At 69.9% G+C, this 25,989-nt stretch carries 28 protein-coding genes; 11 read left to right on the forward strand and 17 right to left on the reverse strand.

What is annotated here, in order from left to right; genetic code table 11:
- Positions 1-78: 78 nt before the first annotated feature.
- From ACIBVP_RS37650 to ACIBVP_RS37680, 7 genes are all read left to right on the forward strand, one after another.
- Positions 79-495 carry a cytochrome c maturation protein CcmE gene (locus ACIBVP_RS37650; protein ID WP_396111259.1) on the forward strand — a complete coding sequence of 139 codons (417 nt, stop codon included), beginning with the start codon at positions 79-81 and terminating at the stop codon, positions 493-495.
- On the forward strand, positions 492-2,453 hold the full coding sequence (locus tag ACIBVP_RS37655) for a heme lyase CcmF/NrfE family subunit (RefSeq protein WP_396111260.1): 1,962 nt from the start codon (positions 492-494) through the stop codon (positions 2,451-2,453). The genes ACIBVP_RS37650 and ACIBVP_RS37655 overlap by 4 nt, the downstream gene beginning before the upstream one ends.
- Positions 2,446-2,907, forward strand: a complete 462-nt coding sequence (locus ACIBVP_RS37660) for a cytochrome c-type biogenesis protein CcmH (protein WP_396111261.1) — start codon at positions 2,446-2,448, stop codon at positions 2,905-2,907. The genes ACIBVP_RS37655 and ACIBVP_RS37660 overlap by 8 nt, the downstream gene beginning before the upstream one ends.
- On the forward strand, positions 2,904-3,683 hold the full coding sequence (locus tag ACIBVP_RS37665) for a tetratricopeptide repeat protein (RefSeq protein WP_396111262.1): 780 nt from the start codon (positions 2,904-2,906) through the stop codon (positions 3,681-3,683). Before ACIBVP_RS37660 ends, ACIBVP_RS37665 begins: the two co-directional genes overlap by 4 nt.
- On the forward strand, positions 3,680-4,303 hold the full coding sequence (locus ACIBVP_RS37670; protein WP_396111263.1) for a TlpA family protein disulfide reductase: 624 nt from the start codon (positions 3,680-3,682) through the stop codon (positions 4,301-4,303). The genes ACIBVP_RS37665 and ACIBVP_RS37670 overlap by 4 nt, the downstream gene beginning before the upstream one ends.
- Positions 4,304-4,356: 53 nt before the next feature.
- Positions 4,357-4,788, forward strand: a complete 432-nt coding sequence (locus ACIBVP_RS37675) for a plastocyanin/azurin family copper-binding protein (RefSeq protein WP_396111264.1) — start codon at positions 4,357-4,359, stop codon at positions 4,786-4,788.
- A 213-nt stretch (positions 4,789-5,001) separates the two neighbouring features.
- A complete protein-coding gene (locus tag ACIBVP_RS37680) occupies positions 5,002-5,766 on the forward strand; it encodes a DUF3152 domain-containing protein (RefSeq protein ID WP_396111265.1) in 765 nt (254 codons plus the stop codon).
- Here ACIBVP_RS37680 and ACIBVP_RS37685 read toward each other — a convergent pair.
- On the reverse strand, positions 5,731-6,378 hold the full coding sequence (locus ACIBVP_RS37685; protein WP_396111266.1) for a phosphatase PAP2 family protein: 648 nt from the start codon (positions 6,376-6,378) through the stop codon (positions 5,731-5,733). The two genes, ACIBVP_RS37680 and ACIBVP_RS37685, sit on opposite strands and share 36 nt — an antisense overlap.
- A 350-nt stretch (positions 6,379-6,728) precedes the next feature.
- Here ACIBVP_RS37685 and ACIBVP_RS37690 point away from each other — a divergent pair, with 350 nt between their 5' ends.
- Positions 6,729-7,814 (forward strand): prolipoprotein diacylglyceryl transferase family protein, encoded by a 1,086-nt coding sequence (locus ACIBVP_RS37690; RefSeq protein ID WP_396111267.1) that lies wholly within the window; start codon positions 6,729-6,731, stop codon positions 7,812-7,814.
- Here ACIBVP_RS37690 and ACIBVP_RS37695 read toward each other — a convergent pair.
- Together ACIBVP_RS37695 and ACIBVP_RS37700 are read right to left on the reverse strand one after the other, a co-directional pair.
- Positions 7,800-8,618 (reverse strand): class I SAM-dependent methyltransferase, encoded by an 819-nt coding sequence (locus ACIBVP_RS37695; RefSeq protein ID WP_396111268.1) that lies wholly within the window; start codon positions 8,616-8,618, stop codon positions 7,800-7,802. The genes ACIBVP_RS37690 and ACIBVP_RS37695 overlap by 15 nt on opposite strands.
- Positions 8,619-8,736: 118 nt before the next feature.
- Positions 8,737-9,171, reverse strand: coding sequence for a DUF305 domain-containing protein (locus tag ACIBVP_RS37700; protein ID WP_396111269.1), 435 nt, complete (start codon positions 9,169-9,171; stop codon positions 8,737-8,739).
- A 385-nt stretch (positions 9,172-9,556) separates the two neighbouring features.
- Between ACIBVP_RS37700 and ACIBVP_RS37705 the strand changes: the two genes are divergently transcribed.
- Positions 9,557-10,624, forward strand: a complete 1,068-nt coding sequence (locus tag ACIBVP_RS37705; RefSeq protein WP_396111270.1) for an Ig-like domain-containing protein — start codon at positions 9,557-9,559, stop codon at positions 10,622-10,624.
- Here the strand turns inward: ACIBVP_RS37705 and ACIBVP_RS37710 are convergent.
- The 6 genes from ACIBVP_RS37710 to ACIBVP_RS37735 all read right to left on the reverse strand — a co-directional run bounded on the left by ACIBVP_RS37710 (position 10,621) and on the right by ACIBVP_RS37735 (position 15,764).
- The gene (locus tag ACIBVP_RS37710; protein ID WP_396111271.1) at positions 10,621-10,983 is read right to left on the reverse strand and encodes a BlaI/MecI/CopY family transcriptional regulator; all 363 of its coding nucleotides are present in this window, start codon (positions 10,981-10,983) and stop codon (positions 10,621-10,623) included. The genes ACIBVP_RS37705 and ACIBVP_RS37710 overlap by 4 nt on opposite strands.
- Before the next feature lie 62 nt (positions 10,984-11,045).
- Complete coding sequence (locus ACIBVP_RS37715; RefSeq protein WP_396111272.1) at positions 11,046-11,630, reverse strand: hypothetical protein; 585 nt, start codon at positions 11,628-11,630, stop codon at positions 11,046-11,048.
- 1 nt (position 11,631) lies between these two features.
- Positions 11,632-12,798 carry a transglycosylase SLT domain-containing protein gene (locus ACIBVP_RS37720; RefSeq protein WP_396111273.1) on the reverse strand — a complete coding sequence of 389 codons (1,167 nt, stop codon included), beginning with the start codon at positions 12,796-12,798 and terminating at the stop codon, positions 11,632-11,634.
- Between the two features lie 73 nt (positions 12,799-12,871).
- Complete coding sequence (locus ACIBVP_RS37725) at positions 12,872-13,531, reverse strand: TlpA family protein disulfide reductase (protein ID WP_396111274.1); 660 nt, start codon at positions 13,529-13,531, stop codon at positions 12,872-12,874.
- A gap of 23 nt (positions 13,532-13,554) precedes the next feature.
- Entirely contained in the window at positions 13,555-14,298 is a 744-nt protein-coding gene (locus ACIBVP_RS37730) for a cytochrome c biogenesis CcdA family protein (RefSeq protein WP_396111275.1), read from the reverse strand.
- Between the two features lie 77 nt (positions 14,299-14,375).
- Positions 14,376-15,764, reverse strand: a complete 1,389-nt coding sequence (locus ACIBVP_RS37735) for an MFS transporter (RefSeq protein WP_396111276.1) — start codon at positions 15,762-15,764, stop codon at positions 14,376-14,378.
- Positions 15,765-15,848: 84 nt separating this feature from the next.
- On the opposite strand from ACIBVP_RS37735, the gene ACIBVP_RS37740 reads away from it, so the two are divergent.
- Complete coding sequence (locus tag ACIBVP_RS37740; protein WP_396111277.1) at positions 15,849-16,625, forward strand: AraC family transcriptional regulator; 777 nt, start codon at positions 15,849-15,851, stop codon at positions 16,623-16,625.
- Here ACIBVP_RS37740 and ACIBVP_RS37745 read toward each other — a convergent pair.
- Positions 16,615-17,355 carry a PIG-L deacetylase family protein gene (locus ACIBVP_RS37745; RefSeq protein WP_396111278.1) on the reverse strand — a complete coding sequence of 247 codons (741 nt, stop codon included), beginning with the start codon at positions 17,353-17,355 and terminating at the stop codon, positions 16,615-16,617. The genes ACIBVP_RS37740 and ACIBVP_RS37745 overlap by 11 nt on opposite strands.
- A gap of 69 nt (positions 17,356-17,424) precedes the next feature.
- Here ACIBVP_RS37745 and ACIBVP_RS37750 point away from each other — a divergent pair, with 69 nt between their 5' ends.
- On the forward strand, positions 17,425-17,631 hold the full coding sequence (locus ACIBVP_RS37750; RefSeq protein WP_396111279.1) for a heavy-metal-associated domain-containing protein: 207 nt from the start codon (positions 17,425-17,427) through the stop codon (positions 17,629-17,631).
- Between the two features lie 7 nt (positions 17,632-17,638).
- Here the strand turns inward: ACIBVP_RS37750 and ACIBVP_RS37755 are convergent, their stop codons facing one another.
- The 7 genes from ACIBVP_RS37755 to ACIBVP_RS37785 all read right to left on the reverse strand — a co-directional run bounded on the left by ACIBVP_RS37755 (position 17,639) and on the right by ACIBVP_RS37785 (position 25,909).
- Positions 17,639-19,399 carry an oligopeptide/dipeptide ABC transporter ATP-binding protein gene (locus ACIBVP_RS37755; RefSeq protein ID WP_396111280.1) on the reverse strand — a complete coding sequence of 587 codons (1,761 nt, stop codon included), beginning with the start codon at positions 19,397-19,399 and terminating at the stop codon, positions 17,639-17,641.
- Positions 19,399-20,292, reverse strand: a complete 894-nt coding sequence (locus ACIBVP_RS37760; RefSeq protein WP_396111281.1) for an ABC transporter permease — start codon at positions 20,290-20,292, stop codon at positions 19,399-19,401. Before ACIBVP_RS37760 ends, ACIBVP_RS37755 begins: the two co-directional genes overlap by 1 nt.
- Positions 20,289-21,272, reverse strand: coding sequence for an ABC transporter permease (locus tag ACIBVP_RS37765; RefSeq protein WP_396111282.1), 984 nt, complete (start codon positions 21,270-21,272; stop codon positions 20,289-20,291). Before ACIBVP_RS37765 ends, ACIBVP_RS37760 begins: the two co-directional genes overlap by 4 nt.
- On the reverse strand, positions 21,266-22,858 hold the full coding sequence (locus ACIBVP_RS37770) for an ABC transporter substrate-binding protein (RefSeq protein WP_396111283.1): 1,593 nt from the start codon (positions 22,856-22,858) through the stop codon (positions 21,266-21,268). Before ACIBVP_RS37770 ends, ACIBVP_RS37765 begins: the two co-directional genes overlap by 7 nt.
- Before the next feature lie 344 nt (positions 22,859-23,202).
- Complete coding sequence (locus tag ACIBVP_RS37775; RefSeq protein ID WP_396111284.1) at positions 23,203-24,447, reverse strand: MDR family MFS transporter; 1,245 nt, start codon at positions 24,445-24,447, stop codon at positions 23,203-23,205.
- A complete protein-coding gene (locus ACIBVP_RS37780) occupies positions 24,444-25,496 on the reverse strand; it encodes a PLP-dependent cysteine synthase family protein (protein ID WP_396111285.1) in 1,053 nt (350 codons plus the stop codon). Before ACIBVP_RS37780 ends, ACIBVP_RS37775 begins: the two co-directional genes overlap by 4 nt.
- 50 nt (positions 25,497-25,546) lie before the next feature.
- On the reverse strand, positions 25,547-25,909 hold the full coding sequence (locus ACIBVP_RS37785) for a hypothetical protein (RefSeq protein ID WP_396111286.1): 363 nt from the start codon (positions 25,907-25,909) through the stop codon (positions 25,547-25,549).
- Positions 25,910-25,989: the final 80 nt, after the last annotated feature.

Raw genomic sequence — 25,989 nt, forward strand, 5'->3', positions numbered from 1 at the left:
CATCACCGCGGTCGCGGTCAGCGGGTACGTGCTGAGCCTGGTCCGTCGCTGGGCGCGAGTGCGGAACGGGGACCAGGTATGAAGCGGTACCGCCTGCTGGCGTTCTCCGGCGCCGGGGTCGTCGCGGTGCTCCTCGGGCTGTTGTTCTTCGGCAACCTGAACGAGAACCTCGTGTACTACCTGACGCCTGACGAGGCGCTCGACCAGCGCGGTGACTACCCGGACGGACGACGGTTCCAGCTCGGTGGCCTCGTCGAGCCGGACAGCGTGACGGAGAGCGGGGACGAGCTGCGGTTCGTGGTTGTCGCGGACGCCGGACCGTACAGCGCATCGATCCCGGTGATCCACCACGGGGCGCCCGCCCAGCTGTTCCAGGCCGGGATCGGCGTGGTGCTCGAGGGCTCCTGGCAGGGCGGGGAGTTCGTGTCGGACACGATGAAGGTCAAGCACGACGAGAACTACCGGCCACCTGACAGCGCGGGAGGCGACCGGTGACGGTCGTGACCCCGGCCGCGGGCTGGGCGGGCGTGCTGCTCGGACTCGCCGGGTCGCTTCTCCTTACCTGGTACGGGTTTCGCGCGCAGCGAAACCCGAAGGCCGTGCGCCGGACACAGCTGCGGTTCGCTGTGTGGTGCGCGCTGGGCGGCGCGGTCGTCGCGATGACCGCGCTCGAGGTCGCGCTGCTGACCGACAACTTCGCGATGTCCTATGTGGCCGAGACACACTCCCGCGCCACCCCGCTGCTGTTCACGATCACGAGCGCGTGGTCGGCGCTGGGCGGCAGCATCGTGCTGTGGACGCTGGTCCTCGCCGCTTACACCGCGGTGGTCCTGCGCCAGGTTCGGTCCACAGAGGACCGGCTGGGTACCGGCGCGCTCGGTGTGCTGGGGATCGTGAGCGTGTTCTTCTTCGGCCTGGTGGCCACCGTCGCCAACCCGTTCAAGATCCTCGCCAACCCGCCGTCGGACGGCCCGGGACCGAACCCGCTGCTGGCCGACCACATCATGGTCGCCTTCCACCCGCCGCTGCTCTACCTCGGTTTCGTCGGTTTCACGGTCTCGTTCGCGTTCGCCATGTCCGCACTCCTGCTGCGCAGGGGTGGCGTCGACTGGCTGCGCCGGACGCGGCGCGCGAACCTCGTGGCGTGGAGTTTCCTCACCGGCGGCCTGGTACTCGGCGCGTGGTGGTCCTACGAGGTGCTCGGCTGGGGTGGCTACTGGGCGTGGGATCCGGTCGAGAACGCCGCGCTGATCCCGTGGCTCGTCGCGACCGCGTTCGTCCACTCGGCTGTGGTGCAGGTCAAGCGGGGCATGTTGCAGGCATGGAACTTCGTGCTGGTGATCGCCACGTTCGCGCTGACCATCCTCGGCACGTTCCTCACCCGCTCCGGCGTGGTGGCGTCCGTGCACTCGTTCACCGAGTCCGGGGTTGGCCCGGCGTTCCTCGGCTTCCTGATGGTCGTGCTGGCCGGCGGCTTCGCCCTGTTCGCCGTGCGCGGGGAGCAGGTGGCGTCGCCGTCGCGGCCGGAGTCGATGGCGAGCCGTGAGGGACTGTTCCTCGTCAACAACCTGCTGCTGACGCTCGTCGCATTCGTGGTGCTGGCCGGGACGATCTATCCGATCGTGGTCGAGGCGCTCACCGGTGACCAGGTCTCGGTCGGCAGGCCGTTCTTCGACCGGATGGCTGTGCCGCTGTCGTTCGCCCTCCTGCTCGCCATGGGCGTCGGGCCGTTCACCCCGTACCGGCACGCCTCACCCGCTGTCCTGTGGGCGCACCTGCGTATCCCGGTGCTCCTGGCCAGCGCCTCCGCCGCCGTGGCGGTGGTGAGCGGCATTCGTTCACCCGGCACGGTCGCGGTGATCGCGATCGCGGTGGTCATCGTGACCGCGAGCGTGCGTGGCCTCCTGGTCACCGCACCGAGTCCGAAGTGGACCGGTGTGCGGCGGGTGCTCCTCGGGCAGCGGGGTTTCTGGGGCGGTCAGCTCGCGCACATCGGGGTGGCACTGGTCGCCGTCGTCATCGCCGTGTCCGGCACGCTCGCCACCCGCGCCACGGTCACCCTCGACAGGGGACAGCAGGCCGAGTTCGCCGGATACACCCTCACGTTCGAGCAGAGCGAGCAGCACACCCAGCCCGACCGGCTGACGCGGGACGCGCACATCGTGTTCCGCGACGGCGCCGAGGTGGTGTGGACAGCCGAACCACGGCTGAACTCCTTCGCCAACCAGACGCAGGCAATCGGTCAACCCGCGGTGTGGACCGGAGTGGGACGCGACATCTACGTCGCGCTCGCCCGGCTCGGCCCGGAACAGGTGTCGCTCAACCTCTACCGCTACCCGCTGATGGTCTGGCTGTGGGTCGGCGGCACGCTCGTCGCGTGTGGCGGTCTGTGGGCGTTGAGCGGGCGAACGCGGCGTACCGCACCGGCGGAGCGGGTGACCGCCGATGCCTAGCCGCCGCTCGCACCTGGCCGTCGTCGTGTCGATCGTCGCGCTGCTGGCCGTGGCGATCGGTGGTCTCGTCATGCGCGGGCCCGGTACGGGAGACCGTGCGTACGAACTGGAACAACGCCTGCGCTGCCCGGTGTGCAAGAGCGTGTCGATCGCGGACTCGCCGTCGGACACGGCGGAGGCCATGAGAGAGGTCGTCGCCCAGCAGGTCGCGGCGGACCGCACGGATCAGCAGATCATCGACTTCTTCCGGGTCCGCTACGGCGACTGGGTACTGCTCGACCCACCCGCCGAGGGGCCGGCCTTGCTGCTGTGGCTCCTGCCTGTGGTCGCCGCGGTGGTCGGCGGGTTCATCCTGTTCGCGCGGCGCGAGCGGTCACCGTTGCCACCGCTCACGGCCGAGCAGCGTGCGCGGGTCGACGAGGCGCTCGCGCGGGCCCGCGAGGACCTGTCGTGACCGACCGGGAACTGCTCGAACAGCGGCGCGACCAGGCGCTGCGCGACATCGTGGACCTGGAACGGCAGGTCGCCGACCGCGAGATCCCGGACGAGGTGGCTGAGGAACTGCGTCGCCGGTACGAGGCGACGGCCGCCGCGGCACTGGACGCCCTGGACGCGGCACCCGAGCCTGAGCTCGTCGCCGAGCGGCCATCGCGCTCGCGGCGCGTCGTCTACCTCGCCGCCGCCGTGGTCGGGCTCGCCGCGGCGGTTCTCCTGCCGGGCTATGTGTCGACGAGGCCGCCCGGGGGAGCGGTGTCGGGCAACGAGGTGCTGGCGCCGGACACCGGCGTGATGACGTCGGCAGCACCGGACCTGTCCGGCATGAGCGATGCCGACCTGGAGGCCGCGGTCACCGAGAACCCTGCCGCCGTCGGCGCCCGCCTCGCGCTGGCCGAGCGGTACGTCGCCGCAGGCGAGTACGACAAGGCGACGGACCACTACGCGGTGGCCCTCCAGCAGGACCCCGGCAACCCCGAGGTGCTCGGCGGCGCGGGCTGGCTGCTGTTCAAGCTCGGCAAGACCGCCGACGCGATCCGGTTCGTCGACCAGGCGCTCGCCGTCTCACCCGACGAGCCGGATGTCCTGTGGTACAAGGCGAACATCCTCCTCGACGGACTCGGCGACACCGAGGGAGGCCGTGACATCCTGCGGCGGCTCGCCGAGAGCGACGACCTGCCCGCCGACCTCCGGCCGCGGGTGGACCAGCGGCTCGCGGAGGTGGGTGACCGGTGACCACCGACGCTCCTCCCCGGTCCCGCTGGCGCACGGTGCGGTGGTCCGCTCTTGGGGTCGCCGTCACCGCGATCGTGGTCGGTGCCGTGTTCGGCAGCAGGCTCGGCCAGGACCCGGCCCTGGTGGACAGCCCGCTGATCGGGCAGCGCGCGCCGGACGCGACGCTCCCGAACCTCGAGGGCGGCGGCTCGGTGCGCCTGGCGGACCTGCGAGGCCAGGTCGTCGTGGTCAACTTCTGGGCGTCCTGGTGCGTCCCCTGCCGCGAGGAGCACCCGGCCCTGGTGTCGGCGGCGAACAACTACTGGTCACAGGGCGTGGTGTTCGTCGGTGTCAACTACCAGGACCAGCAGTCCTCAGCGATCGGCTTCCTCGACGAGCTGGGCCGCGCCGACCCCGCCGCCTACCACTACGTGACCGACCCGGGCTCCCGGCTCGCCGTGGACTTCGGGGTCTTCGGTGTCCCGGAGACCTTCTTCGTCGACCGCGAGGGCACAGTCGTCGGGAAGATCACCGGCCCGTCCACCTACCGCCTGCTCACCTCGGCCCTCGACGACATCATCGCGGGCCGCGAACCGGAGTCCCGCACCGACGGATCCGTCCAGCCCGCGCCGGGCGGCTGACCGTCGAACCACTTCTTACGATGATGCGTAGTAGATTGTTGAGGAGGCTCACCATGTCGCGAACGAACAGGCAGCGTACGCACGTACCGGCGGTGGCGGTGGGCAGCGTGGCCGTCATGCTGGCCGGCTGCGGTGGCACCGACACGACCGGCGACCCGGGCACGAGTGCGCAGACGTCACCGTCCGAGACCGAGACGTCGATGAACGGAATGCGGACGGAGGTGTCGTTGACCGACTTCCGGGTGGAACTCCCCGAACGGGCCCTGATGCCTGGCACGTACTCGTTCGACGTCTCCAACGACGGCGATGCGCCGCACGCGCTGGAGATCGAGGGCCAGGGCATCGACGAGACGACCAAGACCCTGGAAGCGGGCCAGCAGGAGACGCTCACCGTGGACCTGCCCGAAGGCACTTACACCTTCTACTGCCCGGTGGGCAACCACCGGGCGCAGGGCATGGAGACCACTGTCACCGTGGGTGGCTGACACCCACGCCATCCGAGAGCTACGAAGAGGTGTGATTCCCGGTTGGGCACGACCACGACCGACCGAGCCGCTACGTCGGCGTCGCGCGAGCCGTTGGTCGCTTCACGGCATCCGGTCAGGCGGCGGCGTCCTGCACGACGTCGAAGAACGAGCCGTTGGCAAATCCTCGCGGCCGTCGCGTTGATGGCTGTCACGGCGTTCACCGTCTACGACGTGAGTCGTGCACCGACCGAGGTGGCCGTGGCCGAGGATCCCGCGCGGGCGGCGGCGCCGACCGTGCAGCACGGTGTGGCCGAACATCCTTCGCCCGCGCCCAACCCGGAGGGTGACAAGCGGTATCCGGAGTCGATGGCCACCGCGGAGCTTCCCGATGGCGGTCCGTTCACGGAGCGAGGCACCGGCAGGTGGTCGATCGTGCCGGGTACCACTGACCGCGTAGGACCGGACGTGCCCGTGCGCACGTACAGCGTGGAGGTCGAGGAAGGCGTCGCACTCCCGGGCGGCCCGCAGGGCTTCGCCGCCACCGTCCACAGTGTGCTGAGCCATCCGAAGAGCTGGATCGGCAGTGGTGACCACGCCTTCCAGCGCGTGGCGAACGGCGACGCCGACCTCCGGGTGAGCCTGACCTCGCAGATGACCACCAGGAAGCTGTGCGGCTTCGCCATCCCGTACGACGGGTCGTGCTGGCGCGGCGACCTTCGGCGGGTGATCATCAACACGGCCCGGTGGGAACGGGGCGCGGTGGTGTTCCAGGGCAACATCGTCGCCTACCAGCAGTACCTCATCAACCACGAGGTCGGGCACGCGCTGAACTTCGATCACGTGCCGTGTCCTGCCAATGGTGAGCTGGCGCCGGTCATGATGCAGCAGACCTGGGGCACCTCCAACAACTACCTGGCCGACATCGGCACGGACCGCGTCGCCGCTGACGGCAAGAACTGCCTAGCCAATCCGTGGCCCTTCCCCCGGAGCGGCTGACCTTCCTCCGGTGGACCGCGATCTTCGGTCCGCCGCGCGGTCGATGACCCACGCGACAGCGGGCACGACCGCCAGCGCGGCGCAGAAGCCGCCGATCGTGTCGGTCGGGTAGTGAGCGTTGAGGAGCACCTGCGCCCACGCCATCGCCGCCCCGGCCGCGGTGGGCACAACCGCCAGGAGCCAGGCGCGAGCCGGATTCCCGCCGACCAGCACGAGCATCGCGACGAGCGCGAAGGCGGTGGCCGAGGCGGTGTGACCGCTGGGGAACGACAGGTAACCGTCGTTGATCGTGCGGCCAACCAACGGCTTCATGACTGTGGTGACGGTGACGGTCGCAGCAGGCCCGGCCACGGCGAGCACCGCGGCTCGCCGGTTACCCGCGCGGAGAAACACGACGACGAGCGTTGCGAGCACGACCACGGCCCCGTCGGGCTCCCCGGTCCAGTCGACGGCCGGCGCCAGCAGTTCCCACGACTGAAGTGGCCGGTGTTCGACGGGAATCCCGAACTCGGCCGTGGCCGACGTGCCCGCGAACACGAACCCCAGCACCACCAGCGTGACCGCCGCACACAGCGCCACGACGCCGAGTGGCCGCGCGACCCGAACCGGCAAGGCGCGCACACCGTTCACTTCCGGATCGACCCGCACAGCAAGGAAGTCGTCCGTGACGTCGTCGCCGTTTCGTGATCCGTGATCGCGATCCCGACCTGTCTACTAACACCAATAGTAGATACTATGCACGATAGTAGTATGGTGAAGGAGGCGCGGTGGGGAAGAAGACACGCAGGAAGCCACCCGCGAAGCGCTCGGGCCACCGGCAAACCGCGCGCCCCGCCGCCCACGTCGTCCACAATGGCGTTTCCGACACCCAGGGGGCGCCGAACCTGGCGAATCTGGCGAGCCTGGTACGTGCCGCGGTGGCTCCGGCGACCACGAGGTCCGTCCGGACCGACACTACCGACGTGGCGACGCTGCGGGTGGACGAGACCCAACCCGCGGCGTCCGGATGCATGGCCTCGGCGGCTGCGGAACTTCCGCCGCAGGGGCTGGCGGTGACCTACTCGTTCGACGCGCCCGAGTCCGGCGAGCCGTACGCGGTCGCGATCCGGTTCACGGGGAGCCGGGTAGGAGTCGACGGAAAGCCGGGCGCGGGCGACCGGTTCGACCAGGTCGTGCGGGTAGACGGGCTGCACCCGGGTACCGGCCGGGTCACGGTCACGGCCCGGCCACAGGGTGTCACCGGCGGAGAGTGGAAAGTGCTCGCGGCACCCGTCGTGGACGCGGCCACCCCGGAAGCGATCAAGGAGTTGCCCCGCCGCGTCATCGGCACGACCACGTCCTACGGCCACCTGTCGCAGGGCCCCGGGGTGCGGTTGTCGGCATGGCCCATCCTGGTGAGCTTGGGCGCGGTGGTGGCGGTCGCCCTGCAAGCGGTGCTCGCCGCGCGCGCCGGCATAGCCGTGGGTGCCGTCCTGGTGCTGTCGTTGCTCGCGTGCCTGCTGGGCTTCGTCGGCGGGAAGGTGTGGTACCTCGTGCTGCACCGGCGGCACCCACGTGAGTTCCTCCGGGCCGGTGCCTGCATTCAAGGCTTCCTCCTCGTGGCGTTCGGAGTGCTCGCGGGCGGCGCGTTGGTGTCCGGGTTGCCCGTGGGCGCCCTGCTGGACGCGACCGCGCCGGGTGCGATGCTCGGCATGGCGGTCGGACGGCCCGGCTGTTTCCTCACCGGCTGCTGCACCGGACGCCCCACCGCCTCGCGCTGGGGGCTCTGGTCTTCCAACCGCAGCGTCGGGGTCCGCCGCGTTCCCGTTCAGCTCATCGAGGCCGGTGTCGCGTTGGTCATCGGTGCGGTGGCGTTCGTCATCGTGCTGGCAGTCCGGCTGCCCGTGCCCGGCGCGGTCTTCGTGGGTGTGCTCGCGGCCTACACGTTCTGCAGGCAGTTGCTGTTCCCCCTGCGCGTCGACTCCCACACGCGAACAGGCCGCGTGGCCGCCATGGCGATCTGTGCGGCGGTGCTGAGCGCGTCGGTCGGTGTGTCACTGCTGAGCTGACGACCTCTCCCGGCGCGCCGTCACCAGGTAGGCGGTGCCCAGCCACTTCAGGGCTCCCCGGCTCACGGTCCTTTCGGGATGGTCGCGCCAACGCCTGCTCCATCGTCGCACCAACCGGTCCAGGGGAGGGACAAGCGGTGTGACGTCGTAGTACACGGTGTCCTCCGGGTGCAGGCCGGTCGCACGCAGCATGCGGCGGAGGCGTGTGGGCGGAACCGCCCGTATCCCCGACGGAGGAGCTCCGTGGTGCCCTGTGCCCAGTAGCCGTTCGACGCGGCCCAGCAGGCGCAGCGCGGGCAGGTAGACGCACCACTCGAACAGGCGGTAAGGGCTGAACGGGTTGAGCATCGTCACGACGACCAGACCGCCGGGGCGGACCACGCGCGCGATCTCACGCAGCGCGCGGCGGGCCTCGGTGTACTCCAGGACCCCCATCGCGACGACCACGTCGAAGTTCTCGCCGGGGAAGGGCATGTCCTCGGCGCGTGCCACCGTCAACTCGACATCGTCGGTGTGGTTCGACAGCTCGGCGACGGCGTCGATCATGGCCTGTGACCGGTCGCAGGCGGTGATACGGAAGTCGCCGGGTCGGGTGTCGAGCAGGTGGCGCACCAGCACGCCGGGCCCGCAGCCCACGTCCAGGAGGCGACCGCTGGGGCAGGCATGCAGCAGCTCGTCGACGACGTGCAGCCGGGAACGGAAGTAGCGCGCTGACGGGCCCCAGCCTTCGTGTGCCGCGGCGTACCCGGCCGCCGCCGCGGCGTCCTCGTACTGCGCGCCCACGATGTCGTCACGTGTCGGCACCTGTAGCTCCTCCATCACAGTTCTACTATCGACACTAGTACTATGGTGCTTCGTAGAACGTAAGTGAAGTGTTTCAGGCGCGGCGTGTGGCCGGGTTCTTCGTTGGTCCCTTCGATTGTCAGCCGGCTTCGAGCGCGGCCAGCAGGTCGTTCATCTGAGTTATCTCGCTGCCCTGGTCGGACTTGGTGGTGGCCGCGAGGTGGAGTGCGAACCGGTCCTTCCCGTGCTCGAGTTCGTCCGCCGACTCGGACACGGCCTGGGCGTGGTGGGGCCGCATCATCATCAGGAACATCCGGTCGACGTCGGGGCCCGTGGCGGCTCGGAGCATCGCCAGGTCCTGCTGCTCCATCTCCCGGACTGGCGCGGGTGGTGGCATCGGCTCGGCGTCGCGCTGATCCAGCCAGGTCAGCATCTGGTTGATCTGCGCGCTCTGTTCGTCGGCGATGTGCTTCCCCAGTTGGCGGACCTGCGGGTTCGCCGCCTTCGCGACAGCCACGTTCGCCATCTCCACCGCTGTCCCGTGGTGCGGCACCAGCATGGCGATGTACGTCACGTCATGCGCCTTTGTCTTCCCTTTGTCACCGTGAGGGGTGGCGGACGCGCTCGCTGTCGGCAGCGTCAGGAGGAGCGCGATCGCCCCGGCGGCGGTCGCGCGAAGGAATCGTCGTGGGAATCGGCTCGGCATCGGCTCTCCCGTGGAGTGATCGGTGCGACTTGTCTACTAGGCTGACTAGTAGGTCGGTGACATACCCGGGCATCCGGGGCACAAACACGCTGGAGAACCAGTCATGGGAAAGGATCGTCCGTTCAGAGGGTGGGTACGAATCGCGTGCTGGTGCGCGGTCGTGGTGCTGACAGCGACGGCCTGCACCTCGACGCCTTCCAGGCCGTCGCCCGATGGGTCGCGACCGTCCGGAGGATCGCCGAGGATCACCGTCGTGCCGGAGGACGCGGCCGAGAAGGTGTCGCCCATCGAGCCGATCGAGGTGCGGGCCGGCAACGCGAAGCTCGACTCGGTGTCGGTGACCAACCCGCAGGGCAAGCAGGTCACCGGCGCCCTCTCGGCCGACAAGACCCGCTGGACCTCGACTGAGCCACTCGGATACGGACGGCAGTACACGGTGAGGGCGGTCGCGCGCAGCGCCGACGGAAAGGAGACCCGCAAGACGGTGTCGTTCACGACACTGCGGCCGGACCAGACCGTGTTCCCCTCCTTCTTCCCGCCGCCGTCGATCACGACCGTCGGGGTCGGGCAACCGATCGCGGTCATCTTCGACAAGCCGCCTGCCGACCGCGCCGCGGCGGAGCGGGCGCTGAAAGTGACCGCCACACCTGCGACCGAGGGCGGCTGGTACTGGTGGGACGACCGGACGGTGCACTGGCGACCGAAGGAGTACTGGCGGCCTGGAACCAAGGTCACCGTCGAGGCCAAGATCTACGGGGTCAAGCTGGGTGACGGCATGTACGGGGAGACCGACCGCACCCTGAACCTCACCATCGGCCCGGCCAAGATCGCCACGATCGACGACCGGACGAAAAAGATGACGGTCACGGTCAACGGCAAGACGGTGCACACGTTCCCGGTCAGTATGGGGCGTCCGGACTCGGTCACCGTCAACGGCAAGAAGATCTCGTTCATCACGCCGAGTGGTACTTACGTGGCGCAGGAGAAGTACAAGGTCAAGCAGATGAGTTCCGCGACCTACGGCCTGCCCAGTGACGCCGCCCTCGGCTACGACTCCCGGATCCCTCTCGCGGTGCGGCTGTCCAACAGCGGGATCTTCGTCCACGCGGCACCCTGGTCGGTGGCCGACCAGGGTGTGCGGAACGTTTCCCACGGGTGCATCAACCTCAGCCCGGAGGCGGGCCGGTGGTTCTACGACAACTTCGGCTACGGGGACGTCGTCACCGTCAGCAACACGAGTACCCGCCTCGAACCGACCGACGGGTTCGGCGACTGGAACATCCCGTGGGAAGAGTGGCTGGAGGGCAGCGCGTTGCGCTAGCCGCGCCGGGTCTTCTCGGCCAGGGCGGCGCGGAGGACGTCGGCTTCCTGATCGGACGCGGAGCGGGCGAACTGCAGGAGCGCCGCTTCTGGGTCACCCGATGCGTTCAGCACGTCACGCAGGGCCCGCACGGTCGCGTCTTCCCTGCTCAGCGCAGGGCGGTAGCGGTAGGCCCTGCCGTCTCGCTCCCGTTCCACCCACCCCTTCCGGTGCAGATTGTCCAGCACCGTCATGACGGTCGTGTATGCCAGCGGCCGATCGGGATCGAGCTGTTCGAGCACGTCACGGACCCGCGCGGGCTGGTCGGTGTGCCAGAGCACCTCCATCACCGCGTCTTCGAGGTCACCGAGCCCGAACATCGTCAACTCCACCCGTCGAGGTCTTAGCTACTAACGATGATAGTTGTCGTGGGGGTCAATGGTCAGTCGCCGGGCTGGAGATGGGCGGTTTCCTGCCGAACCAGCCAGCGGCCGTCCGGTTGGCGGTCCAGCACCAGGTACGTCGTTCGACGCTCCAGGTCGGATCCGGTACGCAGCGACAACGATGCCTCGTACGCGATCGCCGTCCGCGCTTCGTCGGTGTGGGTCATGCGGAGGTCGTCGACTGCTGCGGTGACGGCCTGGCCGCGCGGCGGGGCGTCGGCGACCACCAGACCGCGGGGATTGGCGGGGTTTTCCGGGGCCAGGTAGGGCAGCACCCGGCGGTTGGTCCGGTCGCGGTCGGTGTCGCGCAGCGAGTGCGCCGCGACGAGGTAGGCGTGAGCGACCTGATCCGGCCGCCGGAAGTCGAGTCCCGGCGGGACAGTGCCGTCATCGCGACCAGGCACGTCCGGAGGCGCGGACACACTGGACCGGACTTCTGGGCCGACCGGCAGCTCCGGCGGCGCGGTCGGAGCCGCGCGGGGCCGTTCCGACGGGGACTCGACCTCCGTCGCGACCAGCCAGACCACGCCCCCGGTCGCGGCGATGACCGCGGCCCCGACGATCCGTCGTGCGTCCCACACCATGTCACTCCCGGAAGCTGACGTGGATGTGGTCGTAGTGACCGCCGGTGGCGTCGCTCGGGTCGTACACGCCGCCGCCGGTGTAGCGCGTACCCCAGCCGCCGTTGTCCCGGGTGCTCGTGTCCCAGAACCTGCCCTGCCAGATCACGTACTTCACCCGCAGCGCCTCACTGTGCACGCGGAGCCACGCGGCCATCCGCCACCCGGCGGTGAGGGGTTCGCCAGTGGGGAAGATGCCCGCGCGGTCGGGGAAGACATCGCATCCCCTCCCACGAGGGTGGTCGCTCGTGGGGTTCCACGGCCGGGCGGCGAAACAACCCGCCGAGCGGACCTGCCCACCGAAGACCCGCCGCAGCTCGCTGATGCCGTTGGCGGTGGCCGCCGTCACGCAGCCGGCCGTGGTGGGGTCGGGCACGGAGCAACCGGTCGGACCGCCGGTGTAGGGATTCGGTGCCGCCAGCGCGCCGACGTCGACACCCGGTGGCAGGGTGCCCGCCGGTCCCTGTATCGCCGGAGTCGCCGTCCAGTCCTGCTCGTAGCGGTGGATGTTGTTCAGGTAGCGGCCGACGAGCTCGGCGCAGCGGGTGCCGCAGTTGGCCTCGCCCGCCTGGGGGATGCCCGTGCGGCTGCCGGTGACCCGGCCGCAGCCCGCGATGTGGCAGACGCTCATCGCGTCCATCGGGTCGATCGTCTTACCGGTCTCCTTCAGGTGCGCGGTCATCGCGCGCAGGTTGGCGCACAGGAAGTCGATGCCGAGTGTCAGGTGGACACTGGGATCGTTGATGTCCGCGGCGGGAGTGGGCGGAACGGTGGGCCACGGCCGGCCACCGAGCCCGACCCAGTTCGCCTGGTTGATCTGCAGCAGCCCGGCCGCACCGCCGTTGACGTCCTCGCTCCACGCCTGCGGGTTCCAGCCGGACTCGGCCTGCACCTCGGCGAGCACACGGACCACGTCAAGTTCCGGGCAGTTCTTGCTGATGCGGTCGTTGACCAGGGGCAGCATGCTCCTCGCCAATGGCGGCAGCCGGTCCACGGCGACCCCGGCCCGCGCGACCGACGGCTGTTGACCGGGTGGACGAGCGGCGCTGAGGACCACGACGAAGACGACGGGGATCACGATCACGACGACGCCGAGAATGCAGAGCGACAGCACGAGATACCGCGCGCGCATGCAGCCTCCCGCCGGGACGGTAACCGAGTGAATACTATAGGCGATAGTAGGTTGGGGTGGAATCCCCCGATGCCTAGCGGGCGGCATCGAGCAGGCGGCCGACCGCGGTCTGGATCTCGTCCGGGTCGCGGAACACCATGGGGTCGGTGATGCGGTCCACCGAGCCGTCGGGGTGCACGAGGTAGTTCACCGGGAGCACGGGAGGGGTGCGCAACGCCCGTTGAATGGTCCCGGGGCCGGGTTCGCCGTCGTAGAGGGACGGGTAGCGCACGCCGATCTCGGCCATGAACTCGAGCCCTTTCGACGCGGGCTCCTTGACGTTGACGCCGATCACCGGGATCGAACCGGGACGGGCCGCGTAGGCGGCGAGGACGGGCATCTCCTCACGGCAGGGCACGCACCAGGACGCCCACAGGTTCAGCAACGCCGCCTTTCCCGCCACGGCGGCGCCGACGTCGACCACTCCGGTAGCGCCGAGGCAGCGCGCGGTGACCCCGGCCAGCGGACCGTTCGGCCGGTCCGCTGTCTGATCCGGACCCGGGCACGGCGTCAGGTCCGCGCGGGCCCGGAGTGCCGCCAGTTCCTCGTCGTCCTCCGAGGTGGCGGCGGTCGCCGACGAGCCCGGCGCGGTCGGGGCGCCTGCGTCGACGGGGCCCCCGCGTGGCCAGATGGCGACGATGCCCGCCACGACCAGCACGAGCAGCGCGACGCTCCACCGAGCGCTGTTCGCCATCGTTGTCTCCAGCTTCGTGTGAATCAGACGGGTGGCCAGCCGAGGCGGGCGTAGAAGGCCAGCACGCGGCTCATGAGAACGGTCCATCCGCCGGTCATGACGGCGATGCCCATCGCAACGAGCACGAGGCCGCCGATCACCTCGATCCAGCGGGCATGCCGGCGTAGCCAGCCGCCGCGGGTTCGGCCCCGGGTCACCCCGGCGGCCAGGAGCAGGAACGGCACCCCGAGGCCGAGCGAGTAGGCGAACAGCAGCAGGGCGCCGCGCTCGACCGTCGTGGTGGTCGCCGCGGCGGCGAGGATCGACGCCAGAACCGGGCCCACGCACGGTGTCCAGCCGAACGCGAAGGCCGCGCCCAAGGGGGCGGCCCCGGCCGGCCCGCGTCCGATGCGGGTGAGGTCGAACCGGACCTGGCGCTGAAGTAGCGGGATCCGGATCAGGCCGGTCGTCACGAGTCCCATGAGGATGATCAGTGCGCCGCCCACGATGTTGATGGTGCGCAGGTTGCTCGTCAGGAGGAAACCGATGGTGGACGAGGTCGCCCCCATCGCGGTGAACACCGCCGAGAACCCGCCGACGAACAAGCACGCGCCGGTCAGCGCCCGGCGGCGGGCTCGTGGTGGGAGCGGGCGGCCCGGTGTGTCGGCTTCCGCGGACAACCCGGAGACGTAGGAGACGTAACCGGGCAGCAGGGGGAGCGTGCACGGCGAGGTGAAGGAGACGAATCCGGCCAGCACTGCCAGGGATGCCAGCGCGAACAGTTCCATCAGCTTTCCTCGACCTCGCGACGAGAATGACTACGAACATGCATAGTAGATGGGTGTTCCTGCGAGGCGGACGCCGCCTACTGGGCTGACGCGCTGACGCGGCGGCTGGGGAGGAGGACGGCGACGAGGACCGCGCCGAGGACGAGAAGCACAGCGGCGGCGGTCATCCCGAACGCGAAGCCTTCGGTCGCTGTTCGCTGTGAGACGGTGTGGTGGGAAGCCAGCGTGACCAGGACGGCCAGTCCGACGGCGCCGCCTACCTGTTGGACGGAGCTGAAGACAGCCGCGCCCAGACCGGCGTTCTCCTCGGTGGTGCCCGTGACCGCGGCACCGGTCAGTGCGGGCAGGCTCAGGCCGCATCCGATGCTCGTGACGAGCATGCCCGGCAGCACGCCCAGGGCGTAGCCGTCGACAGGTGCCACGCCGGACAGCAGCAGCAGTCCGGCCGCGCTGGTCAGGAACGACACGACGAGGAGCGGCCGGGCGCCGAACCTGGTCACCGCGCGGGCGGAAAGCCACATACTCGCGAGGATCCCGGCGCCGTACGGCAGGTAGGCGAGACCGGCTGTCAGCGGGCGGTAGCCCACGACGGTCTGCAGGTGGATCATCAGCAGGAAGGCTATCGCGTAGAAGGCGGCGGAGAACAGCAGCGTGGCGGTGTTGGCGACCGCACGCGGCCGGAACGCCAGGAACGCCAACGGCACCAACGGTTCCACGGCGCGGGCCTCGACCGTGAAGAACGCCCCGCCCAGCACGACGGCGAGGATCAGGGAACCGGTGACGGACGCGCTGCCCCAGCCGGACTCCCCGGCCTCGAGCAGGCCGTAGACCAGTGCCAGGACGGCACTCGTCCCCAGAGCCGCACCGGCCGCGTCGAGGCGCACCCGGTCGGTGGCCCTGCTTTCCGTGACCAGCCGGGGAAGCAACGCGAGTGCCAGGGCCGCCACGGGCAGGTTGATCAGGAAGATCCACCGCCAGGAGGTCAGTCCGGTGAGCGCACCGGAGATCACCAGGCCCGCGGTGCCGCCGAGACCCGCGATGCCGCCCCAGATGCCGAGCGCCCTGGCACGTTCTTCGTCGCCGGGGAACAGGAGCGTGATCAGCGACAGCGCGGCCGGGCTGGCCAGTGCCGAGCCCGCACCCTGGACGAACCGGCCCGCGACGAGTTGCCAGGGTTCCTGGGCGAGTCCGCAGGGCAGGCTCGCCGCACCGAACAACGCCACACCCGCGAGGAACGCGCGGCGACGGCCCCACAGGTCCGCGGCACGGCCGAACAGCAACAGCAGCCCGCCGAACGCGAGGAAGTATGCGTTGACCACCCACGCGAGGCCCGTGGTGCCGAAGCCGAGGTCGTCGCGGATGCTGGGCAGGGCGACGCTGACCACGGTGTCGTCCAGCACGAGCATGAACTGGACGAAGCACAACACGACCAAAGCGGACCGCCGTCGCGTGTGGTTGATCGACATGTCACGACGCTATGAGCCGCGGCGTGATGGCCACAATTCGCGACGAGGCCAGATCATGTCGCGCTGAGGACATACTCTGGTCGCATGACGGAAGCCATCTTCGACGACCCGCCACCGGCTGTGGGCGCGATCGTCGTCGGCAACTTCCTACTGTCGTCGGGGGAATGGATCCCGGCGCACCGACACTCGCACCACCAAGTGGCCTGGACACGCAGCGGCGTGCTCAGCGTCGCCGTCGACGACTCCTACTGGATCCTCCCGCCTACCCGCGCCCTGTGGCTGCCCGCCGGGGTGGTGCACCGGACGGGGGCCACCCGCGACGCCGTACTGTGCAGCCTCTATCTCGAACCAGCTCGATGCGACATCGACTGGACCGAGCCGACGCCCGTCGCCGTGGACGGGCTGCTGGCCCACCTGATCGGTTACCTCAACCGGCCCGACCTCGCCGACGACGCGCGGCTGCGCGCCGAGGCGGTCGTGCTTGACCTCCTGCGGCCGTTGCCCATCACACCCATCGACGTGCCCGTGCCCACCGACCCACGCGTGCTCGCGGTGACCGATGCGCTGCTCGCCGATCCGGCCGACACGCGCAGCCTGGAAGCGCACGCGCGGGCGGTCGGCGTGAGCAGGCGCACGCTGACGCGGCTGTTCGTCCAGGACACCGGCATGAGCTTCGACCGCTGGCGGGGTCACATGCGGCTGCGCGCCGCCCTTCCCCTGCTGGCCGAGGGGCAGCCCGTCTCCCGGGTCGCCCACGCCGTGGGATACGCGACACCGAGCGCGTTCCTCGCGGCGTTCCGGCGAACCGTCGGCACGTCCCCGATGCGGTACCTCAACGGCGGTCGGCCGATCACTCGGTGAGCCGGTCAACGAGGAACGTGCCTTCCCGCCGGTAGGGCTCGCCGAGCGTCGCGCCGCTGTGGCTGCCGAGTCCGTTCGACAGCGCGAGTGCGAGGAAGATCTGCCGTTGTCCGAGCCTGCCGAGTTCCGCGTCGCCGTCATCGGGTGACCAGCCGGGCGCGATACGCGCGAGAGTCTCGACACTGGCGTGCTCGCGCCAGTGCTGTGCGCTGAACGTGTTCTGGTCGGTGAGGACGTCGAGCGCGCGCTGTTTGATCTCCAGCACGTCCTCGATCTCGACCACGCAGTTGGGATGCTCCGGGGTCATGTAGTAGATGGTGGGAATCCCGTGTGGAGCGTGCCCGCCGCACTCCTCGATCCGCCAGTCCCGGCTGGACATCGCGAGCGACTCCGCGTAGAGCAGGGCGATCATGCGGCGGTCCGGGTCTAGGTCGTGCTGGGCGTGCTGGGGGTCCTGCATGATCACCACGTCGGGCCGGAACTCGCGCAGCAGGCGGACGATCGGCATCTTCGCCGCCGGGGTGACCTCGATCTCACCGGCCACGCCGTTCAGGTAGGTGACCTGCTCGATGCCGATGACCTTGGCGGCCGCGGTGATCTGCGGGCGGCTGGTGTCCCGGCACAGCAGGACCGCGGCATGCACCTCGTCACCCGCCGCGATGGCCTTGGCCAGCGCTCCCGCACACTCCACGATCTCCAGCCCGAAGCTGGCCAGCATGAGAACTCGCACATCCGTCCTTTCACTCATATACCTAAGGGGGGTAAGGTAAGCGAACAACTCAGCCATGAAGGAGGACTGATGACGTCCGCTGTGTACACGGTCACTGGCATGACGTGCGGTTGCTGCGCCGGCTCGGTCAAGGGCGAGCTGGGCAAGGTGCCCGGTGTCACGGATGTGGCGGTGGACCTGGACTCGGGCCAGGTCACGGTCACGAGCGAGGCGCCCGTCGAGGCGGAGGCCGTCCGCGCCGCCGTGGTGGCGGCCGGGTACGAGGTCACCGCCTGACACGCCGTCACGGTGTGGCCCGCTCGCGTCCGATGTGGACGAGTTCGGCGGTGTAGTCGTGCTCGGGCCGTTCGGCCAGCTGTCGCGGGGGAGCGGTCTCGAGCAGCACTCCCTCGCGCAGCACCGCCACCCGGTCGCACGACTGCATCGCCTCGCCGAGGTCGTGGGTGACGAACAGGACGGCCAGTTCGTGGTCGTCGGCGAGGCGGCGCAGTGTGGTGGCGATGCCGGCGCGGGTGGACACGTCCAACATGGATGTTGCCTCGTCCGCGATCAGCAGGACCGGGTCGGCGACCAGCGCGCGTGCGATGGCCACCCGCTGCCGTTGGCCGCCGGAGAGTGCTGCGGGCAAGCGGTCGAGGAACTCGTCGCCGGTCGGCAATCCGGCCGAGGCCAGCGCCTCCCGCACCTTGTCGATCCGGTCGGCCTGCGGCACGCCGGTGAGGCTGAGCGGTTCGCCGACCAGCGCACGTACGGTCATCGCGGGGTGCAGCGAACCGTAGGGATCCTGGTGCACGAAGCCGATCCGGCGTTGCGCCGCCCGCAATGCCTTGCCCCGTAACGCGGTCAGCTCGGTGTCGCCAACGAGCACCCGCCCTGCCGTCGGAGTGAGCAGGCCGAGCAGCACGCGGCCGAGCGTGCTCTTGCCGGAGCCGCTCTCGCCGACCAGCCCGAGGATCTCGCCGCGTGCGATCTCCAGGCTGACCCCGCACAGCGCGGGCACCGAGCGGCGCCGCAGGCGGAAGGTGAGGTCCACCTTCTCGACACGCACCACTGGTTCGGCAGCATCGGTAGCCCGGGCGCGGGGGACCGCCGGGAACCCGGGGCGTTCGGCGCCGCCGGTGCGTATGCAGGCGACCTCGCCTCCGGCCGGGTCCGCTACCAGGTCGGGTTCGGCGGTCTCGCAGTCGGCGACGGCGAGGGGGCAGCGCGGTGCGAAGCGGCAGCCGGGCAGGTCGGCGTCCGGCGCGGGCGCGGTGCCGGGGATGGCAGCCCAGACGGCGTCGGGCTCGACGGACGCGGTCGCGGCGAGCAGGCCCTCGGTGTACGGGTGCCGGCAGTGGTCGCGGAGGGCGGCCGCGGTCCGGTGCTCCACGATGCGGCCCGCGTACATCACCGCGACCCGGTCGGCCACCGCGAGCAGCCCTGGCAGGTCGTGGGAGATCACCAGCATCGCGAGGTCCTGACTGGCCCGCAGCTCGGCCAGGAGCGCCAGCACCCGCTCCTGGGTGATCAGGTCCAGGCCGGTGGTCGGCTCGTCGGCGACGAGGAGCGCTGGTTCACCCGCGAGAGCCAGCCCGATCGCCACCCGTTGCCGCATGCCGCCGGAGAGCTGGTGCGGGTAGGCCCCGAGCACGTACGAGTCCAGGTGCACGAGCTTGACCAGCTCTCGCGCCCTGGCCTTCGCGGCCGCCGACGACGCACCGGTGTGCAGCCGGACGGCCTCGACGAGCTGCGTCTCAATGCGGTGGACCGGGTTGAGCCCGCCCATCGCACCCTGCGGCACGATTCCGATCCCCTTGCCGCGCAGTCCTTTCCAGTCCCGTTCCGCGCGGCCCACCAGCTCGGTGCCGTCGAAGCGGGCCGAGCCCGTTGCCCACGCGCGGTCGGGCAGGAGTCCGAGCAGTACCTTGGCGACCGTGGACTTGCCGGACCCGCTCTCACCGACCAGCGCCACCGTCTCACCGGGGCCGACGCGCAGGTCCAGCTCCCGGACGACCGGCACCGCCGGGGTGTAACCGGTGCGCAACCCCTCGATCTCCAGCATTACCTGGCCTTTCGCAGCAGCGGGTTGATGCGTTCCTCGACGGCGACGCCGATGAGGCCCAGCGCGATGACGGTGAGGGTGATCGCGAGACCGGGCGGTAGCGCCCATCGCGCCCAGGCGTCGGAGAGGAACGCGCCGTTGGTGGAGGCCCAGTAGAGGATCGTTCCCCAGCTCGGAGACGTCGGGTCACCGAGACCGAGGAACGACAAGCTGGCGTCGGCGATGATCGCGCCCATCGCGGCCCGGACGAAGATCGGGATCAGCAGCGGAGCCACCGCGTAGGAGGCGTGCCGCAGCAGCAGGTGCCGCACCGGCGCGCCCATCGCGGTCGCCACCTCGACGTGGGGCGCGGACCAGGCGGACAGCACCCCGGCGCGCACGACACGTGCCGCACCCGCCCAGGTGAGTGCCGTCAGCAGCAGGACGCGGGTGCCGACGCCGGGACCGAGGAAGGCCGCGGCGAGGATCATGAGCGGCAGCGTCGGCATCGCGAGGACGATGTCCGCGAGGCGCATCAGGACCCCCGACGACCAGCGCGGCCCGACCGCCGCGATGCCGCCGACCAGCGCGGCCAGTGCCGTGACGAGCACCGCCACCGCGACACCGACGAACAGCGAGGCGCGGCTGCCGACGACCAGCTGAGCGAACAGGTCCTTGCCGACATCGTCACCGCCGAGCCACAGCCCTGCCCGCGCGGGCGCCCACGGCTCCGCGACGGGCGAGAGGCCGTCGTTGGACAGCAGCAGGAGCGGGCCCAGCGCGGCGAGCAGGATCATGAAGCCCAGGAGCGACACGCCGATCAGTCCGGGCAGGCCCAGTAGCGCGCGGATGCCGCGTCGCGGTTCGCGCCGGGGCTCGGCGGCACGCTCGACGATCAGTTCGGATGCCGTCATGCGGGTGCACCCCCGGTCACCGCCGGGCGCCCGACCCTGGGGTCGATGAGCGCGTAGGTCGCGTCCGCCACCGCGTTGACCACGACGACGGTGAGCGTCAGCACGAGGAACGTGCCCTGCATGACCGGGAAGTCCTTGGCTCGGATAGCGTCGAAGGTCACCCGGCCGAGACCGGGGTAGGCGAACACCGTCTCCACCACGAGCGCCCCGCCCACCAGGTAGCCGATCTCGATCATCAGCACGGTGTGCGCGGGCAGCAGAGCGGGCCGCAGAGCGTGCCGGAAGATCCGCCGCGCCTGCCCGATCCCGCGTGCCCGGGCGTGCTCGATGTGGTCGGCGGAGAGCACCGCGAGCATCGAATACCTGGTCACCAGGAAGAACTGGCCGAACCCGGTGAGCGTCAGGGTGAGCACGGGCAGCACCAGGTGCAGGGCCAGATCGCCGGGATCGGCGAACCCGGCGCCGACCCCGAAGGTCGGCAGCAGGCCGAGGGTCACCCCGAACAACGCGATGAGCAGCATGCCCAGCCAGAACGACGGGATCGAGTCGAAAAGCAGCGCCCCGGACAGCAGCCCGTTGCCCTTGCCCTTGCGGCGCCGGTAGCCGGCGAGCGCGCCGGTGGTGACCCCGATCAGGAACGTGAGCACGATGCTGGAGCCGACCAGCAGCACCGTCCACGGCAGCGCCCGCGCGATCGCGTCGATGACCGGTGAGCCGTCGACGAAGGAGTTCCCGAGGTCGAGGACGGCGAGCTTGCCGACGTAGCCGACGAACTGCTGCCACACCGACTGGTCGAGCCCGTACTCGGCGAGCAGCCTGGCCTGCGTCTCCGCGGGCAGGGCACCGGCGTTCTCGCCACCGCCGATGGTCCGCAGCGGACTGCCCGGCAGCGCCCTCGGCAGGGCGAAGTTGATGACCACGGCGGCGGCGAGCACGATCCCGTACTCGCCGAGCCGTCCGGCCAGGTGCCTGCCTACCATTCCAGGCCCACGAAGGACTCTTTGTTCAGCAGGCCCTGTCCTTCCTGGTAGACCCAGCCGGCATAGACGTCCGACCGGTACCCGAAGGTGTCCTCCGGGTAGTACAGCGTGACGAACGGAACCTTCTCGGCCACCACCTTCTGCATCTCGCCGAGCGCCGCCAGCCGGTCCTCCACGGTGGTGGCGTCGCGCAGCTCACTGGCGACACGGTCGATGTCCGGGTCCGAGGTGCCGGTGATGTTCAGCCTGCCGACCGTGGTGTCGGAGTCGAGGATGTTGGCGAGCGACACGGTGTCGAGCATGACCGGCGCCGACCAGCCCCACATCGACATGTCGTAGTCGCGGCCCTTGCTGACGTCCAGCTCCGGCCACACCTTCGCGTCGACCGAGTCACTGTCCATGGAGGACACCTCGACGAGGATGCCGACGTCCTTCAGCATGTCGCGGATCAGCTCGGCGGCACGGATGCGCTGCGGGCTGCTGGACTGCACGAGCAGGCTGTAGCTCATCGGCTTGCCGTCGAGCACCCGGATACCGTCCGAGCCCGGTGTCGCCCCGGCCTCGTCGAGCAGGGAGGCCGCGCGCTCGGGGTCGTAGTCGTGCCGGAGATCGGTGTCGGCGCCAGGGGCTGTCGGGTGCCAGAAACCAGGGCTGCCCGGCGTGCCACGACCGCGCAGCACGGTCTGGATGAGCTTGTCCTGGTCGATGGCGGCGGCGATCGCGGCGCGGACGTTCGGGTCGTCGAAAGGAGCGCGGCCGTTGTTGAACACCAGCAGGCTGCTCGTGAAGCTGGACCCCCGTGCGATCTTCACACCGGACTGCCGCTCCAGCCCGGCTGCCTGCTCCTCGGGGATCGTGCGGGACAGGATGGACACCTCGCCCGTGCGCAGGGCGGCGATAGCGGTCTGCTGCTCGGGAATGATCGAGACCTTGACCTTCTTGACCCGTGGCTCTCCCATCGCGTAGTCGGTGTTCGCGGTCAGCTCGTAGCCCTGGTCCTTCGTGTACTCGGTGAGCTTGTAAGGACCGGTGCCGATCGCCTGCTCGACGGTCGCCGTCTCCGGTCGGTCGATCGTCTCCCACACGTGCTTGGGGAGGATCCGCATGTCCGCGAGCAGCCGGCTCGGGAAATCCGGGTCGGGCGCGGCGAGCGTGAACACGACGCCGTCGTCCTGTGGGGTCACGGCCGTGATGCCCTCGATCGACGGTGCCGAGTCGCCTTGCGGATGCTGGCGGTAGTACTCGACGCTGAACACCACGTCCTCGGCGGTGAACGGCTTGCCGTCGTGCCACTTCACGTCGGTGCGCAGCGGCACGGTGAACGTGGTGTTGTCGGCATTGGCTTCGAAACCGGTTGCCAGCAACGGTTTCAGCTCGTTCTTGTCGTTCCGGTCGACCAGCTTGTCGTAGACGAGCGCGATCAGGTTGTTGCCCGGGTAGCCGGTCTGCTGCGTGTACGGGGTGAGCGTGCCCTCGTCACCGTTCACGCCGATGATCACCTCGTCCGCGGTCTGCGGCCCGGACTGGGCGCCGGGTGGCGGACCTCCAGAGCCGCACGCGGTGAGTCCCACAGCGAGTGCCAGCATCGCCGCTCCCGCGGCGAGACGACCCGAGCGAACACGGCGCATCATGCGTGCCTCCCGAATCCGGACCACGTGGTGTGGACCAGTCGTTGTTGGGTGGCACAGTACGTATAGGAGGTAGGGGTATCAAGAGGCTGTTGTGGTTGACTTTCCTGGTTATTTATTGATCATCGCCGCGTAACAAGCATCGATGTCGACCATTGACTACTATCGCGCCCCGTAGTTACTATCGGCACTAGTAGTGGTCCCCCTACGTGCCTGGTGCCGCTGCTCGGAGAGCGCCAGCGTCCCCCTCGGCTGGTGCTCGGCCTCGGGTGGGATCCGACATCCCCAGCGGATCCCACCCGTCATGGCTGTCGAACCGCGGTGACCAGTCGGTCCGACCGGCTGAGGAGGTGGATGCCGAAGGCGCTGATCAAGCCAACCGTGGTGAGGGTCAACCATGGCGCCCAGGGCACACCGAGTCCGTGCGCGATGTCCAGGACGCTGCCGGTCGCGAGGTTTCCGGCGGCGATGCCGACGCCGCAGATCGTGTTGTACAGCCCGTAGTGCGTGGCGACGGTGTCCTGTCCGGACAGTGTCACGATCGTGTCCATCTCGAAGGGGAACACGACCACTGAGCCGAGGGTCAGCAGCGCGACCGAGATGGCGAGCGGCGCGAACGTCCAGACTGGACTGTCCGTCACGGACGTTGCGAGGGCAGGTGGCAGGAACGCGGCGCCCATGAGCGCGAGCCCTGCCGTGATGCACTGCCCATGGCTCCACCGCTTCCGGCACCAGCTGGTCACGCGCACCTGCCCGGCGATCGCGATGACACCGGAGATCACGAACAAGGCCGCGACCTCGATCGTGCCCACCGCCTCGGAGGGCGCGAGTCGTCGCGTCTCCAGCGGGAGCGCGAGATATATCTGGAACGACAGGACATACGAGCCGGTCATGACGACCGAGAACGCCAGGAACCGCCGGTTGCCCAGAGCCGTGCGCCAGCCGGCGAGCAGCGACGTCGGTGGTCCGGTACGTTGGCGCGCGGGCAGCGCGCGGACCTGCAGGACGGTCAACCCGAGGAACACCAGCGCAGCCACCAGGCAGGTGAGCCGGAAGGTGATGCCCGTCAGCGCCAGCCCGATGAGCGGGCCCAGCAGGATGCCGGACTGGTAGAACACGTTGAACAGCGCGAAGGCCTCCACTCGCCGCTCGCCCGCGTCCGCGGCCACGTAGGCCCGGACCGCCGGGTTGAACAACGCCCCGGCGAACCCCGTCGCCGCCGACGCGACCAGCAGCGCGGGTACCGAGTCGGCGAGTCCGAGCATCGCGAAACCCGCCGTGCGCAGCGCGCACCCCGCCACGATGAGCGGCTTGTAGCCGAACCGGTCGGCCAGGCCGCCGCCGAGCAGGAACATGCCCTGCTGGGAGAAGTTCCGCATGCCGAGGACCAGCCCCACCAGCCAGCCCGCCAGCCCCAGCTCAAGGGACAGGTGCGTGGCGAGGTAGGGCATCAGCATGTAGAAGCCGATGTTGATGGTCAGCTGGTTGACCGCCAGCAGCTGGACGGTACGGTCGAAGGAGCGGAACTGCTGGGCGATCCCGGTCATCGCGTGGCCCCGGTGAGAGCTGTGAGGGGGTCGACGACCGTGGTGCACCGGGTCCAGCGCAGGACCTCGCGCTCGCCCGGGTGGTCGATGGTGTCCGGCTCGTCGGCCGTGGCCGTCTCGAGCAGACGGTGGGCGGCGCAGTAGGTGTCGTTGTAGACGGTGTCGAAGTACCGCTGCGGTCCGTCGGGGAAGACCGCCACGATGCGGGTTCCCGCCGGATGCGTGCGTGCGACCCAGCCCGCGACCAGCGCGACGGCCCCGACACTCCAGCCGCCCGACGCGTACTGCGCGGCGGCGAGCCTGCGGCAGGTCACCACCGACTCACCGGCGCTGACCCAGTGCACCTCGTCGAACGCCGGGTAGTCGACGTTGCGCGGGTGGATGCTCGACCCGAGGCCCCGCATCAGCCGCGGGCGTGCGGGCTGGCCGAAGATGGTGGAACCCACCGTGTCGACGCCGACCAGCCGCAGGCCGGGGTTGTGCCTGCGCAGCTCGCGCGCGATTCCGGCCGAGTGACCACCGGTGCCGACCGAGCAGACCAGCACGTCCACTCGTCCCAGGTCCGCCCGTATCTCGGCGGCCAATGCGGCGTAGGCGGCCACGTTGTCAGGGTTGTGGTACTGGTCCGGCGAGTACGCGCCGGGGTTCCGTGCGAGCAACTCGGCGACCCGCGCGCGGCGCGCTTCCTGCCAGCCCCCGACCGGGTCCGGCTGCTCGACGATCTCCACGCGCGCGCCGTAGGCGACGAGGAGCCGGTGCACGATCGGCTCCATGCCGGGGTCGGTGACGAGCGCGACCGGGTGCCCGTAGGTGATCCCGGCCAGCGCCAGGCCGAGGCCGAGCGTGCCGCTCGTCGACTCGACGATCAGCCCACCGGGCTTCAGGTCGCCGCGTTCGCGGGCGCGGGCGACCATGTGCAGTGCGGGGCGGTCCTTCATCCCGCCGGGGTTGTGGCCTTCGAGCTTGGCCCAGAAGCCCGTGCCGTCGGTGGTGAATGGGGTGTCGATCCAGACCAGGGGCGTGTTGCCCACAGGGGCGTGCGAACGCATGACGATTCCGTTCCGTGTGGTGAGGCTGATGGCGGCGACGTGGCCGCCGGTCAGCACCTCGACACACAGAACGTGAGCAGAGTGGCTCGCCCGGATCGCGACGCCGGGCAGCTGGGTGCCCGCGGTCGCCGGGTTGGGTCGATCAGGCCGACCAAAGCCAGGAGCGGCAGGGCGGGCAGGGCGAGGAGGTCGCCGTCGTCCGTGCGGGACGCGACCATGCAGTGCGGATGCTCGGACGCGTGAGGCACTGAGCCGGAATGGCAGTCGTCGACCGGATGCTCGTGCGCGACCGACACCGAGTGGGCCGGGTGTGGATCGGGATGCTCGGCGAGACACGGGAGCGCGTGGATCGCGAGGTACATCACCAGTACCGCGATCGCCAGGAAGAGGTGCCCCACTATGTGGACACGCATCGCACCCGGTCGAACGCTCACAGTCACGGGACTGTACCGACGATCTTCGACGGACGAGCGCGATGGCGTCCACGTTCACC

Source organism: Actinophytocola sp. NPDC049390, from assembly GCF_044466355.1.
In the GTDB taxonomy this organism is placed as follows: Bacteria; Actinomycetota; Actinomycetes; order Mycobacteriales; family Pseudonocardiaceae; genus Actinophytocola.

Excerpts from the sequence above, each read along its gene's own strand:
- ACIBVP_RS37650 (WP_396111259.1), top strand. The coding sequence starts at position 79 with ATGAAGCGGTACCGCCTGCTGGCGTTCTCCGGCGCCGGGGTCGTCGCG.
- ACIBVP_RS37660 (WP_396111261.1), top strand. The coding sequence starts at position 2,446 with ATGCCTAGCCGCCGCTCGCACCTGGCCGTCGTCGTGTCGATCGTCGCG.
- ACIBVP_RS37675 (WP_396111264.1), top strand. The coding sequence starts at position 4,357 with ATGTCGCGAACGAACAGGCAGCGTACGCACGTACCGGCGGTGGCGGTG.
- ACIBVP_RS37710 (WP_396111271.1), bottom strand. The coding sequence starts at position 10,983 with ATGTTCGGGCTCGGTGACCTCGAAGACGCGGTGATGGAGGTGCTCTGG.
- ACIBVP_RS37715 (WP_396111272.1), bottom strand. The coding sequence starts at position 11,630 with ATGGTGTGGGACGCACGACGGATCGTCGGGGCCGCGGTCATCGCCGCG.
- ACIBVP_RS37720 (WP_396111273.1), bottom strand. The coding sequence starts at position 12,798 with ATGCGCGCGCGGTATCTCGTGCTGTCGCTCTGCATTCTCGGCGTCGTC.
- ACIBVP_RS37725 (WP_396111274.1), bottom strand. The coding sequence starts at position 13,531 with ATGGCGAACAGCGCTCGGTGGAGCGTCGCGCTGCTCGTGCTGGTCGTG.
- ACIBVP_RS37730 (WP_396111275.1), bottom strand. The coding sequence starts at position 14,298 with ATGGAACTGTTCGCGCTGGCATCCCTGGCAGTGCTGGCCGGATTCGTC.
- ACIBVP_RS37735 (WP_396111276.1), bottom strand. The coding sequence starts at position 15,764 with ATGTCGATCAACCACACGCGACGGCGGTCCGCTTTGGTCGTGTTGTGC.
- ACIBVP_RS37740 (WP_396111277.1), top strand. The coding sequence starts at position 15,849 with ATGACGGAAGCCATCTTCGACGACCCGCCACCGGCTGTGGGCGCGATC.
- ACIBVP_RS37750 (WP_396111279.1), top strand. The coding sequence starts at position 17,425 with ATGACGTCCGCTGTGTACACGGTCACTGGCATGACGTGCGGTTGCTGC.
- ACIBVP_RS37755 (WP_396111280.1), bottom strand. The coding sequence starts at position 19,399 with ATGCTGGAGATCGAGGGGTTGCGCACCGGTTACACCCCGGCGGTGCCG.
- ACIBVP_RS37760 (WP_396111281.1), bottom strand. The coding sequence starts at position 20,292 with ATGACGGCATCCGAACTGATCGTCGAGCGTGCCGCCGAGCCCCGGCGC.
- ACIBVP_RS37765 (WP_396111282.1), bottom strand. The coding sequence starts at position 21,272 with ATGGTAGGCAGGCACCTGGCCGGACGGCTCGGCGAGTACGGGATCGTG.
- ACIBVP_RS37770 (WP_396111283.1), bottom strand. The coding sequence starts at position 22,858 with ATGCTGGCACTCGCTGTGGGACTCACCGCGTGCGGCTCTGGAGGTCCG.
- ACIBVP_RS37775 (WP_396111284.1), bottom strand. The coding sequence starts at position 24,447 with ATGACCGGGATCGCCCAGCAGTTCCGCTCCTTCGACCGTACCGTCCAG.
- ACIBVP_RS37780 (WP_396111285.1), bottom strand. The coding sequence starts at position 25,496 with ATGCGTTCGCACGCCCCTGTGGGCAACACGCCCCTGGTCTGGATCGAC.
- ACIBVP_RS37785 (WP_396111286.1), bottom strand. The coding sequence starts at position 25,909 with ATGCGTGTCCACATAGTGGGGCACCTCTTCCTGGCGATCGCGGTACTG.